The organism is Phaeovulum sp., from assembly GCF_041596715.1.
Classification (GTDB): Bacteria; Pseudomonadota; Alphaproteobacteria; order Rhodobacterales; family Rhodobacteraceae; genus UBA6213.
In genome coordinates, this window is the sequence record NZ_JBFHIA010000080.1 from 1 (window position 1) to 12,004 (window position 12,004).

Annotated in this window: 10 protein-coding genes, 1 tRNA gene and 1 pseudogene; 8 read left to right on the forward strand and 4 right to left on the reverse strand. The window is 62.1% G+C overall.

The genetic code is table 11. The features are described 5' to 3' along the window. The first annotated feature begins 315 nt into the window (after window positions 1-315). Entirely contained in the window at window positions 316-2,274 is a 1,959-nt protein-coding gene (locus ABY403_RS07320) for a bifunctional 2',3'-cyclic-nucleotide 2'-phosphodiesterase/3'-nucleotidase (RefSeq protein ID WP_372840108.1), read from the forward strand. Between the two features lie 19 nt (window positions 2,275-2,293). Here ABY403_RS07320 and ABY403_RS07325 read toward each other — a convergent pair whose 3' ends face one another. The 3 genes from ABY403_RS07325 to ABY403_RS07335 all read right to left on the reverse strand — a co-directional run bounded on the left by ABY403_RS07325 (window position 2,294) and on the right by ABY403_RS07335 (window position 4,517). Then, window positions 2,294-2,824 (reverse strand): HD domain-containing protein, encoded by a 531-nt coding sequence (locus tag ABY403_RS07325; RefSeq protein WP_372840110.1) that lies wholly within the window; start codon window positions 2,822-2,824, stop codon window positions 2,294-2,296. A 159-nt stretch (window positions 2,825-2,983) separates the two neighbouring features. Next, complete coding sequence (tig, locus tag ABY403_RS07330; protein WP_372840111.1) at window positions 2,984-4,318, reverse strand: trigger factor; 1,335 nt, start codon at window positions 4,316-4,318, stop codon at window positions 2,984-2,986. Window positions 4,319-4,431: 113 nt separating this feature from the next. Beyond that, a tRNA-Leu gene (locus tag ABY403_RS07335) sits at window positions 4,432-4,517 on the reverse strand. A 127-nt stretch (window positions 4,518-4,644) separates the two neighbouring features. Here ABY403_RS07335 and ABY403_RS07340 point away from each other — a divergent pair. Beyond that, the gene (locus ABY403_RS07340; protein ID WP_372840113.1) at window positions 4,645-5,163 is read left to right on the forward strand and encodes a Hint domain-containing protein; all 519 of its coding nucleotides are present in this window, start codon (window positions 4,645-4,647) and stop codon (window positions 5,161-5,163) included. Between the two features lie 9 nt (window positions 5,164-5,172). Here ABY403_RS07340 and ABY403_RS07345 read toward each other — a convergent pair whose 3' ends face one another. Further along, window positions 5,173-6,675 carry an NAD(P)H-hydrate dehydratase gene (locus ABY403_RS07345; protein WP_372840115.1) on the reverse strand — a complete coding sequence of 501 codons (1,503 nt, stop codon included), beginning with the start codon at window positions 6,673-6,675 and terminating at the stop codon, window positions 5,173-5,175. 173 nt (window positions 6,676-6,848) lie between these two features. On the opposite strand from ABY403_RS07345, the gene ABY403_RS07350 reads away from it, so the two are divergent. From ABY403_RS07350 to ABY403_RS07375, 6 genes and pseudogenes are all read left to right on the forward strand, one after another. Next, window positions 6,849-7,187 (forward strand): P-II family nitrogen regulator, encoded by a 339-nt coding sequence (locus ABY403_RS07350; protein WP_372840116.1) that lies wholly within the window; start codon window positions 6,849-6,851, stop codon window positions 7,185-7,187. A 51-nt stretch (window positions 7,188-7,238) separates the two neighbouring features. Further along, a complete protein-coding gene (gene glnA, locus ABY403_RS07355; RefSeq protein ID WP_372840118.1) occupies window positions 7,239-8,648 on the forward strand; it encodes a type I glutamate--ammonia ligase in 1,410 nt (469 codons plus the stop codon). Between the two features lie 277 nt (window positions 8,649-8,925). Further along, entirely contained in the window at window positions 8,926-9,984 is a 1,059-nt protein-coding gene (locus tag ABY403_RS07360; RefSeq protein ID WP_372840119.1) for a hypothetical protein, read from the forward strand. An 89-nt stretch (window positions 9,985-10,073) separates the two neighbouring features. After that, complete coding sequence (purB, locus tag ABY403_RS07365; protein WP_372840120.1) at window positions 10,074-11,378, forward strand: adenylosuccinate lyase; 1,305 nt, start codon at window positions 10,074-10,076, stop codon at window positions 11,376-11,378. Between the two features lie 73 nt (window positions 11,379-11,451). Continuing rightward, window positions 11,452-11,610, forward strand: a complete 159-nt coding sequence (locus ABY403_RS07370; protein ID WP_372840121.1) for a hypothetical protein — start codon at window positions 11,452-11,454, stop codon at window positions 11,608-11,610. 77 nt (window positions 11,611-11,687) lie between these two features. Next, window positions 11,688-12,004: pseudogene (locus ABY403_RS07375) on the forward strand (flagellar motor switch protein FliG); the annotation flags it as partial.

The window sequence follows — 12,004 nt, forward strand, 5'->3', positions numbered from 1 at the left end:
CGCGCACGCCCGAGCGAGGCAGCAGCGTGAAAACGTCGATCAACTCCTCGATCGTCGCGGCGTCGAGCGCATTGCGTTTTGCGGCACGGTTGAGGCTGAGTGTCGCGACACCTTCGGCATCGACCACAAGGGTCAGGTTGCGCAGAGCCAGATCGTCAAGATGCCGCATCGCCATTTCTCCTGAAAGTTGCCGGGCGGCAGAGTGGCGATTGACGGCGGCGATGTCCACCACTCAGGCGCGCACCGCCGCTACAGGCGCTTGCCAGAAATCGCGGATAGATGTTCACTTAAGAATTATTCAAGGAGGATGACAGCATGTCGATTCGTCTTACGCGCCGCGGCTTCATCGCGGGCACTACCGGGTTGCTTGTATTGCACCCGTTTTCGGCACGTGCTCAGGCAGGTCAGGCACATCTGCGCATCATGGAAACCACCGACCTGCACGTACACGTGTTTGCTTATGACTACTACGCCGACAAACCCATAGACACCGTAGGGTTGGCCCGCGCCGCCTCGCTTATCGAAGCGGTCCGCGCCGAATCCACAAACTCTATTCTTCTCGACAACGGCGACTTTTTGCAGGGCAACCCGCTTGGCGATTACATCGCCTACGAACGCGGCATGGCCCAAGGCAACATGCACCCGGTCATTTCGGCCATGAATGTGCTGGGCTACGACGCCTCAACACTGGGCAACCACGAATTCAACTACGGCCTGCCCTTCTTGATGAACGCTCTCGCCGGGGCCAATTTTCCGATCGTTTCGGCCAACGTCGTCAAGAAGATGGGCGCATCGCCGCGTGAAGATGAAACGATGCTTCCGCCTTATGTCATCATCGACCGCGAAATCGTCGATGGCGCAGGGGTCAGCTATCCGATCCGCATCGGCCTGATCGGCTTTGTGCCGCCCCAGATCATGAACTGGGACCGCAAGCATCTTGAAGGCAATGTCTCTACCCGCGACATCGTCGCCACCGCCAAGGCTTGGGTGCCGCAGATGAAGGAAGAGGGTGCCGAAATCATCATCGCGCTCTGCCATTCCGGCATTGGCGCGGCGGCCGCCAGCGACGGCATGGAAAACGCCGCAATCCCTCTGGCAGCGGTCGAGGGGATCGACGCTATCGTTACCGGTCACGCGCACCAAGTGTTTCCCGGCCCCACATTCGACGGGCGCGAGGGCACCGACAACGCCACCGGCACGATCATGGGCAAGCCCGGCGTAATGGCGGGTTTCTGGGGCAGCCACATGGGCCTGATCGACCTGATGCTGGAACGCGATGGCAACGCATGGCGCATTGCCGCGCATACTTCCGAGGCGCGCCCGATCTCGCGCCGCGAGGAAGACCGCTCGATCACCGCGCTGGTTGAGGATTTCCAACCGGTCTTGGCGGCAGCGCAGACAGAACATGACGCAACGCTTGGCTATGTGCGCCGCGCCGTGGGCAAGACCGACGCCCCACTTCACAGCTATTTCGCGTTGGTGGCCGACGACCCGTCGGTGCAAATCGTCTCAATCGCGCAGATGTGGTATATCAAGCAGATGCTTGCAGGCAGCGAATATGCGGACCTGCCGCTTCTGTCTGCGGCCGCCCCCTTCAAGGCCGGTGGCCGTGGCGGGCCGGAATACTACACCGATGTTCCGATCGGCGATGTTGCCATCAAGAACGTGGCCGACCTTTACCTTTACCCCAATACCGTGCGGGCGGTGGTTGTGACCGGGGCGCAGCTGAAGGGCTGGCTGGAACGCTCGGCGGGCATGTTCAACCAGATCACGCCCGGTGTCGCCGATCAGGTGCTGCTGAGCGCCGATTTCCCCAGCTACAACTTCGATGTGATGGATGGGGTCACCTACAAGATCGACCTGTCGCAGCCCCCGATGTTTGCAACCGATGGCACGGTGCTCAACCAAGACACCAACCGCATCGTCGATCTGGCCTATATGGGCACGCCGGTGGACCCTGCGGCGCGCTTTGTGGTGGCCACCAACAACTACCGCGCCTCGGGTGGTGGCAGCTTCCCGGGTGCCGATGGATCGACGGTGATCTTCGAGGCACCCGACACCAACCGCGATGTGATCGTGCGCTATATCGTTGAACAGGGCACAATCAACCCCGCGGCCGATGGCAACTGGGGGTTTGCGCCGATGCCGGGAACTACGGTTCTGTTCGATACCGGCCCGGGCGGCGCGCAATACGCAGCCTCCGTTCCCGGGGTCAAGATCGAGGCGGCAGGCGAAGGGCCAGACGGTTTCGCCCGGTTCCGCATCGCGCTATAGCCACCTTTGGCCGCGCCCGTCAGGGCGCGGCTACCGCCCTGCGCGATGCCGCAAGCTGCGCTGCAAAGACGGCGCGCGCAGGGTCCGCGCCTGCGGGCAGGCGCAGCACCACGCTTTCGGCCCAATCGAGGTAAGCCAAGCGGCGCTCTGCCGACCAACCGACTGGCGGCGCTTCGCCCACCGCGCGAATGTTGGAAATCTTGTCGCAGATCTTCACCAATGCGGCCTCGGGCGATTTGTGCGGCGCGTTTTCTACCTGAAGCGCCTTGCGCCGTTCCTTGGGCAGCGATTTGTCATCCGTCAGTTCCAGAACGAGTGCCGCGACCGCCGCGCCGAACAGCGCGCGCAGATCCTCTGGCGCGGTCTGGCAATCTTCGACCGTATCGTGCAACCATGCGGCACTCACCGCCACCTCAGACCCGCCAAACTGCGCAACCAGCGCCGCAACTTCGGCAAGGTGGTCGGTGTAGGGTGCCGCCTCGGGCCCTTTGCGGGTCTGCCCGGCGTGGGCGATTTCGGCAAACTGGCGCGCGGTATCAATGAGGGACATGCAAGCTCCTTTCAAAGGACGCAGGCGCAAGCCGCGTCAGCGACCATACAATGTTTTGTAAATACAGATCTAGCAGCGCCAAGTGGCAAGGCACGCCGAAAAATAAAGGCCGCACCCAAAAGGGCGCGGCCTGAAACTGTAGTGCGTGGAGAAGTCGCCTCAGATCTCGTCGAGCGCCTCGACAGCGGCTTCCAGTTCCTGCTTGGTCATCGCCTTGTCGTTGACCGTGACACCGGCCACGATAAAGTCGATCACCTTGTCTTCGAACAGCGGCGCGCGGATCTGCTGCTGCACCTGTGCGTTCTTCTGCACATATTCGAAGAAGGCGCGTTCCTGCCCCGGATACTCGCGCGCTTGCGCCAGAATCGCTTGGGTCATTTCGGCGTCGGTTACCTCGATCTTTTCGGTACGGCCAAGTTCGGCCAGCAACAGCCCCAAACGCACGCGGCGCTCGGCCAGTTTCAGATGCTCTTCGCTCGGCTCGATCGCATCGTGGTTGTGACCGTGATCTTCGGGGTGCTCTTCGTGCCAAAGCGTATGCGCGATCTGCCCTGCCTCGGCGGCAACAAGGCTTGGGGGCAGGTCAAACTTCACCTGCGCATCAAGCTGGTCGAGCAGCGCACGCTTGAGAATGGCGCGCGATGCGCCGGCGTATTCAGCTTCAAGCCGCTGTGCGACCTGCGTCTTCAGCGCGGCGAGGTCTTCGGCACCGAAGCGTTTGGCCAGTTCGTCGTCGATCTCGGCGGCTTTGGGCGCGCGCACGGCTTTGACCGTGCAGGCGAACACGGCGTCTTTGCCAGCCAGATGCTGGGCACCGTAGTTTTCGGGGAACGACACGTTGACCGAAACCTCGTCGCCCGCCTTGGCACCGACCAGTTGCGCCTCGAACCCCGGAATGAACGAGTTCGAGCCAAGCACCAGCGGGTAATCTTCCGCAGCACCACCTTCAAAGGCTTCGCCATCGACCGAGCCTTTGAAGTCGATCACGACCTGATCGCCGTCCTTGGACTTGGCACCCTTTTTGCGATCTTCAAAGATCTGCGCGTTCTTGGCCAGACCTTCCAGCGCCTCGGCGATCGCGGCATCGTCAGCCTTCACCACGACACGCTCCAGCGTGATGCCGCCAAGCTCGATGCCGGGGATCTCGGGCAGACGTTCGTAGGTAACCGAGACAGTGAAATCCTGTCCCTCTTTCCAGTTTTCGCCGTCAACCATTTCGACCTTGGGCTGCATCGCCGGGCGGTCGCCGCTCGAGGCGAGGTGTTCTTGCATGGCGGTGTCGATGGCTTCTTGCATCGCGTCGCCCAAAATCCGCGCGCCGAATTGCTTGCGCAGCAGCGCCATCGGAACCTTGCCCTTGCGGAAGCCCTTCATCTCGACCTCGGGGGCCGCTTCCATGAGCTTTTCCGTCACTTTCGCATCAAGCTCGGTGGCGGTCACGGTAATGGTGTAGCCGCGCTTGAGGCCTTCGTTGAGGGTCTCTGTGACCTGCATGGGGGGTTCCTTCGTTATGGTGGCCGCCACACGCGGCTTGTGCTAAATCAGCCGCCCTTCTATTGGGCGCTTGCCTTGCTGGCAAGGCGAAAAGGCACCCAGTTTGGGCCATATGGTGCGGATGAAGGGACTCGAACCCCCACGCCTTTTGGGCGCCAGAACCTAAATCTGGTGCGTCTACCAATTTCGCCACACCCGCAACAGTCGCTCAATTAGCAGCCTATTGGTCAGGTTGCGAGGGGGCTGCCCAAAAAAAGCCTCGCGGATATCGATATCTTGGCCTAAAGTCAGAAAAAAATAACGAGCAGGCTACACAGGATTACCCCATGTCACATGTGACCAAGGGGCGCGTTGTCGAGGAAAACCTCGACGAGCGTCAGGACGTGCAGGAATCTCTCGGCTTTTTTGCTATCGCACAGGGTGCGGGCATATTGACGCTCGACGGGTTGCTGCCGGTCGAATACCTCAGCCCCGGTGACCGGATTGTCACTCGCTCGGGCGCGATGCGACTGCGCGCGGTGCACACCAGCGTGGCGCAGGGGCCGCTGATCCGGGTTGCGCCCTCGGCGCTTGGGCATGACCGCCCCGATCAGGCGCTGTTGCTGGCCCCCGACACAAAGGTTTTGGTGCGCGACTGGCGGGCCAAGGCCATGTTCGGCAAGGCGCAGGCACTTGTTGCCGTTTCGCGGCTGATAGACGGCGACTATGTAGCCCGCGTTCCCGGCGGCAAGCGGCGGTTGTTCTCGCTAGAGTTTGACGCACCGCAAGTGGTTTATGCCGACGGTGTCGAGGTAGGTTGCGCCGCGGTGCGCAGCACCGTGTCGGCAAACGCCGAAGCTGCCTGAAGCCACCGATCAGACGCCGAGCGCGCGCAACACTCCTGACAAAGCCTCGGGCAGATCTTCGGCGATCAGGCCGGGGCCAAAACTTCGCGCCGCCTCTACATGCAGAAAGGCCGCGGTTTCGGCTGCCTGCATCGGTGCCGCCCCGCGCGCCAGAAGCCCCACGATCATGCCCGTCAGCACATCACCCGCCCCCGCGGTTGCAAGCCACGGCGCGGCGCGGTCATAGGCCGCAGCGTGCAGCGCGCTTTGCCCCTCGGCATTGGCGATTACCGTATCGGCGCCTTTCAGCAGCACCGTGCACCCCGCGCGCTCTGCCGCCGCGCGCACCGCATCAAGGCGCGAATAGCCTACCGTGCCCATCCGGGAAGCAATGTCGGGAAATAACCGCGCAAATTCGCCCAAGTGCGGCGTCAGTATGGTTGCGGCGTGCAGGCGTTCGAAAAGGCTGTCTGGCGCATCTTCAAAGGCTGTCAGCGCATCGGCATCAAGCACCGTCGCGCGGTGATGCGACAGCACGACCGGCACCATTTCGCGCGCTCGCGCCAGCCCAAGGCCGGGGCCCAGCGCCAGCGCGTTGATCCGCGCATCAGCCAGAATACCGCGCAGGCTATAACCATCGGCCAGCGCCACCAGCATCACCGCGTCAAGCCGTGCTGCATTTTCGGCCAAGGCCGCCTGCGGGCAGGCGAGCGTTACCAACCCCGCCCCCACCCGCAGCGCCGCCCGCGCCGCAAGCCGCGCGGCCCCGCCCCGCCCCGATCCGCCAGACAAGACCAAAGCGTGCCCATGCCGAAACTTGTGCGCATGGGGCGATTTGGCAAGCGGTGTGCTGGGCACTTCGATGAGCCGCGTGGGGGGCGCGGCGGCATCAGCCGCGTGCTGCGACGATGCGATACCGATGTCGGCCACCACTAGGCGGCCGCAGGATTGCGGGCCCGCGCCGAGGTAATGCCCGGGCTTGGCGGCGTGAAAGGTAACCGTCAGGCTGGCGACAAGCGCAGGCTCGATCAAAGCACCGGTATCTGCATCAAGCCCGCTTGGCAGATCTATGGCCAGCAGTCGCGGGCGTAGGCTGCGCAGCGCCTCGGCCTGCGGTGTCGGCGGCATCGGGCGCGACATGCCGATGCCGAAAAGGGCATCGACGACCAAATCAAAATCCCCTGCGTTGGCATCAAAAGCGGCAAAATCCGCAACCGGGCCAAGCGCGCGCCAGCGCGCGCGCATCGCCTCGGCGTCGGGCGGCATCTGCGCGGGTGCGGCGTATTGAAATACGCGCACCGCCCAGCCTGCCTCGTGCAACAGCCGGGCCACCGCGAACCCGTCGCCGCCATTGTTGCCGGGCCCGGCAAGCACCACCGCCCGCCCCGCCACAAGATCAGGCCATTCGGCCATGATGGCGGCAACCACCCCAGCGGCCGCCCGCTCCATCAATTGCGCCCCGGTGGTTGCACCCGAGGCGATCGCTGATGCCTCGATGGCGCGCATTTGTGCAGTTGTGACGAGTTCACTCATTTAAATGCTCGCAAAGTTCGCAAACCGCCCGCCAGCAGGGCGCGTTGCACATTTTTTAGGCTTCACCGGGAGAATCCCGCCCTCGGCCCTAACCGCTCCAGCCTAGCCGATTGCCCGCCACGGATGAAAGTGGTCAGACGGGTCGGAACAAGCATCCAGAGGAATCGCGGGCCATGAAAAAGATCGAAGCGATCATCAAGCCGTTCAAGCTCGACGAGGTTAAGGAAGCTCTGCAAGAAGCAGGGATTCAGGGCCTGAGCGTGATCGAGGTGAAGGGGTTTGGTCGCCAGAAGGGGCACACTGAACTCTATCGCGGGGCCGAATACGTGGTCGATTTCCTGCCGAAGGTAAAAATCGAAATGGTGCTACCCGACGAGATGGTGGAAGTCGCTATCGAAGCCATCGTCGGTGCCGCGCGCACCGAAAAGATCGGGGACGGCAAAATCTTCGTCTCGCCAATCGAACAGGCGATCCGCATCCGCACCGGCGAAACCGGCGACGATGCTCTTTAAGTTTCGGGCGGCTCGCCGCCTGACAGAATGCTCTAACGAAAGGGTGAAATAATGGGCGCAGTTACCAAGGCCTTGGCACTGATCAAGGACGAAGAGGTGGAGTATGTCGATATCCGCTTCACCGATCCGCGCGGCAAGTTGCAGCATGTGACGCTGTGCGCCGATCTGGTCGACGAAGACTTCTTTGAAGAAGGCTTCATGTTTGACGGCTCGTCGATTGCCGGTTGGAAATCGATTGACCAATCCGACATGAAACTGATGCCCGATGCGGGCTCGGTCTATATCGACCCGTTCTATGCGGAAAAAACCCTGTGCGTGCATTGCAACGTGGCAGAGCCCGACACCGGCGAAGCCTATAGCCGCGATCCGCGATCGACCGCGTCCAAGGCAGAGGCTTACCTCAAATCGACGGGTATCGGCGATGCGGCCTACTTCGGGCCGGAAGCCGAGTTCTTCCTGTTTGACGACGTGCGCTATTCGGTGACGCCCGCCAAGGTCGCCTACCAGATCGACGCCGACGCCGCTGCATGGAACACCGACGCCGAATACGAAATGGGCAACCAAGGCCATCGCGCGGGCCACAAGGGCGGCTATTTCCCCGTCAACCCGGTTGACGAGGCGCAAGACATCCGTGGCGAGATGCTCAGCACGATGAAGCGCATGGGCATCAAGGTTGATAAGCACCACCACGAAGTGGCGACCTGCCAGCACGAACTGGGCATGATTTTTGGCGGGCTGGTTGAACAGGCCGACAACATCCAGAAATACAAATACGTGATCCACAACGTGGCGCACGCCTACGGCAAGACCGCGACCTTCATGCCCAAACCGATGAAGGGCGATAACGGCTCGGGTATGCACGTCAACATGTCGATCTGGAAAGACGGCAAGCCGCTGTTCGCGGGCGACAAGTATGCCGATCTCAGCCAAGAAGCGCTGTGGTTCATCGGCGGCATCCTCAAGCACGCCAAGGCGCTGAACGCGCTGACCAACCCTTCGACCAACAGCTACAAGCGCCTGATCCCCGGCTTCGAAGCCCCGGTTCTGCGCGCCTACTCGGCCCGCAACCGCTCTGGCTGCGTGCGTATTCCGTGGACCGAAAGCCCCAAGGCCAAGCGCGTCGAGGCCCGCTTCCCCGACCCGGCAGCCAACCCCTATCTGGCTTTCGCGGCGCTGCTGATGGCCGGCCTTGACGGCATCAAGCACAAGATCGACCCGGGCCCGGCTTCGGACAAGGATCTCTACGATCTGCCCGCCGAAGAACTCGCCGCGATCCCGACCGTTTGCGGCAGCTTGCGCGAAGCGCTTTACGAGCTGGAAAAAGACCATGACTTCCTGCTGGCAGGCGACGTGTTCACCCGCGACCAGCTTGACGGCTATGTGGCGCTGAAGTGGGAAGAGGTTTACGCCTACGAACACACGCCCCACCCGGTCGAATACCAGATGTACTATTCCTGCTGATTTCGCAGGACAGTATCTGAAAGGGCGCCCTTGGGCGCCCTTTCTATTTGAGCCACTGTCGCCTCGGTTGCTGCCCGTCCGGACGGCGCGCACCAAGCGTTCATGGCGCCATGACCATTTCACCCGATAATCGCAACAATCCGCACCGGCGGTGCCTGAGCACGCAATCCAATCAAGGCACGGGCAACGCTTCAGTGTTCACGGATTAACCACAATCGCTGCAAATTGAGGGCATATTTTTACGTGATGGTCCAATCAGACGAGTTTGGAGAGTCTGATGGCAGACCATACGATTACCTCATTTGTGGCGACGCTGCTCTATCAAGAAACAATGGCAGAGAACTTTCGCCAGATCGTCGCCGAGTTTGACGAGGCGTTTCGCAATCGCCCGCAGTTGCCCTATTCCTTCGGCAGGCCCTACGATGACTTCGCCGTTTTTAATATAGAAGGCGCGCATATCGTGATCGCGCATGGGGATACGAGCCCATCGGATAGCGCGCGCGAGCGCGAAGATCGCGCGGTGATGGTGTTGGCAATCAGCGCGAAGGTCGCAGCCGATCCATCTCTGGCACCGCGATTCCAGCGGCTGCTGCGCTCTATCGTCGGGCGCATCCAGCGCCCCTTCCCCGCCGAAGCGGTGCTTTGGTCCGAATATCCGGGCATGTTCGAGCCGGAAATGTTTGATGTCGTGCTGGCCGAAGCCGCGGCGAGCGCGCCCTATAACCTGCCAAATACCCTGCGCGGCGAAGCCCCGGAAAAAATGGCATCGACCTGCGCGCCCACCGATTGCGCCGTTTTGTCAGGGCAGATGGGCGATGCCTCAGCGCAGGACACAGACCCCGAGCCGCCGCCAGATCGGCCCAATGGCCGTGCGCCGCGCCCTTTGCACCCGAAGCCGGGCGATCGCCCCGCATCAAGCGCGATACGCCCGCCAAACAGCATCGCATCGGCAACACATGCCGGGGGTAATCTTGCCAGCCCGACGCGCGCATCCTCGGGGCAGCTGAATGCGCCACCCTATGACATCGCAAACGCCCTGCCCGACATGCCCGCGCCAATGCTTAGCGAGGCCGCGCGTATCCGCTATGCGCTCTACCCCCCCGAGCGCCCGGCCCAATCGCCGCGCAATGCGCCTGCGGTGCACCGGGTTAGCATCTATACGCTCAACACCGCGCTCATTCTGGTGGCGATGCCGGTTGGTGTGGCTTTGTTGACCTATAACGTGCTGGGGCGCGAAAGCCTTACCACCACGGCGCGGAGCGTGGCGCTGGCTGGAATTGGGGTCGCCTTGGCCCATACCACGAGTTTCGGGCAGGCGTTGCTGGCATTTATCTGACAGCGGCCACCGCTACGGCGAGGTGCGGCTTGCCTGAGCGGGGCGTGCGGGCTACACCGCGCGCGACCCCCGCTGCGAAAGGCCATGCCATGATCCCGCGCTATTCCCGCCCCGAAATGGTTGCCCTCTGGTCGCCCGAATCCCGCTTTCGCATCTGGTTCGAGATCGAGGCGCATGCTTGCGACGCGCAAGCCGCACTGGGCGTGATCCCAAAGGCCAATGCCGAGGCGGTCTGGCGTGCCAAGGACGCGACCTTTGATGTGGCGCGCATTGACGAAATCGAGGCCGTCACCAAGCACGACGTGATCGCGTTTCTCACGCATCTGTCCGAGATCGTCGGTGCCGATGCCGCGCGGTTCGTGCATCAGGGCATGACCTCGTCGGACGTGCTCGATACGACGCTGAACATCCAACTGGTGCGCGCGGCCGATATTTTGCTGGTTGGCCTTGACCGCGTGCTCGCCGCGCTGAAGGCGCGCGCGTTTGAACACAAGATGACTTTGCGGATCGGGCGCAGCCACGGCATTCACGCCGAACCGACCACGATGGGCCTGACCTTCGCGCGCTTTTACGCGGAAATGTCGCGCAACCGGGCGCGGCTGCTGGCGGCGCGCGCCGAAGTGGCAACGGGTGCCATTTCGGGCGCGGTTGGCACATTCGCCAACATCGACCCAAGCGTTGAAGACCACGTCTGCAAGATGCTTGGCCTGACGCCGGAACCGATCTCGACCCAAGTGATTCCGCGCGACCGCCATGCGATGTATTTCGCCACGCTTGCGGTAATCGCCTCGGGCATCGAGAACGCCGCAATCGAAATCCGCCACATGCAGCGCACCGAGGTGCTTGAAGCAGAAGAGTTTTTCAGCCCCGGCCAAAAGGGCTCGTCCGCGATGCCGCACAAGCGCAATCCGGTGCTGAGCGAAAACCTTACCGGGCTTGCGCGTCTGGTGCGGATGGCGGTGGTGCCCGCGCTGGAAAACGTGGCGCTGTGGCACGAACGCGATATTTCGCACTCGTCGGTCGAACGCGGCATTGCACCCGATGCCACGATCACGCTGGATTTCGCGCTGCATCGGCTGGCCGGGTTGGTTGAAAAGCTGGTGGTCTACCCCGAGAACATGCTCAGGAATATGAATAAGTTCAAAGGCTTGGTGATGAGCCAGCGGGTGCTTCTAGCGCTGACGCAGGCGGGAGTATCGCGTGAAGACAGCTATCGGCTGGTGCAGCGCAACGCGATGAAAGTCTGGGAGCGCGGGGCGGATTTCAAAACCGAATTGCTGGCCGACCCCGAGGTGACCGCCGCACTTAGCCCCGCCGAAATCGAGGAAAAGTTCGACACCGGCTACCACACCAAACATGTCGAAACGATTTTCGCGCGGGTGTTTGGTAGCTGATCACGTGGGTGTGATGCGACAATCTGTCGCGGCCATGCTGAGATTGCCTCACGGTTCAACCCAGGAGGCCACAATGAGAACTTTTCGTCTGTTCGCGACAGTAGTATTGGCGCTCTTCCCGATCGCTGCATTCGCGAATGAATGCAGTGGCGACGACGTCGCCGAAACCCTGAGCTGCCCCAGCACCCTGAGCTCGTCGATGCCGGGCGGCGGCTGCGTGATTGCCGGTTAAGGCAAGGCGCGGCGTAACACCGCCTTAACCGTCGGCTGCGATGTTCGATGCAGGGAAATGACGCATCGGAGACCGAGGTGAACGCGATAGCGCCGATGAAAGCGGCCGGGGGGCAAGCGGTCTTGCCTTCCGGCCGTATTTCTTTGACTCGTCCACAAAAGGCCGCGGTAATCGTGCGGCTGCTTTTGTCCGAAGGTGCCTCACTGCCGCTCGCGCAGCTTTCGGACGAGGTGCAGACGGCCCTGACAGAGCAGATGGCCGCAATGAAAACGATTGATCGCGCAACACTTTCGGACGTGATCGAAGAGTTCCGCCAATCGCTGGACGAAGTCGGCCTAGCCTTCAACGGCGGGCTTGATGGCGCGCTGAGCATTCTTGGCGAACACCTTTCTGC

What these genes read in the sequence shown, in the direction of transcription:
- ABY403_RS07320 (WP_372840108.1), top strand. Translation starts at nt 316, where the DNA reads ATGTCGATTCGTCTTACGCGCCGCGGCTTCATCGCGGGCACTACCGGG.
- ABY403_RS07370 (WP_372840121.1), top strand. Translation starts at nt 11,452, where the DNA reads ATGAGAACTTTTCGTCTGTTCGCGACAGTAGTATTGGCGCTCTTCCCG.
- ABY403_RS07340 (WP_372840113.1), top strand. Translation starts at nt 4,645, where the DNA reads ATGTCACATGTGACCAAGGGGCGCGTTGTCGAGGAAAACCTCGACGAG.
- ABY403_RS07350 (WP_372840116.1), top strand. Translation starts at nt 6,849, where the DNA reads ATGAAAAAGATCGAAGCGATCATCAAGCCGTTCAAGCTCGACGAGGTT.
- ABY403_RS07325 (WP_372840110.1), bottom strand. Translation starts at nt 2,824, where the DNA reads ATGTCCCTCATTGATACCGCGCGCCAGTTTGCCGAAATCGCCCACGCC.
- purB (WP_372840120.1), top strand. Translation starts at nt 10,074, where the DNA reads ATGATCCCGCGCTATTCCCGCCCCGAAATGGTTGCCCTCTGGTCGCCC.
- glnA (WP_372840118.1), top strand. Translation starts at nt 7,239, where the DNA reads ATGGGCGCAGTTACCAAGGCCTTGGCACTGATCAAGGACGAAGAGGTG.
- ABY403_RS07360 (WP_372840119.1), top strand. Translation starts at nt 8,926, where the DNA reads ATGGCAGACCATACGATTACCTCATTTGTGGCGACGCTGCTCTATCAA.
- ABY403_RS07345 (WP_372840115.1), bottom strand. Translation starts at nt 6,675, where the DNA reads ATGAGTGAACTCGTCACAACTGCACAAATGCGCGCCATCGAGGCATCA.
- tig (WP_372840111.1), bottom strand. Translation starts at nt 4,318, where the DNA reads ATGCAGGTCACAGAGACCCTCAACGAAGGCCTCAAGCGCGGCTACACC.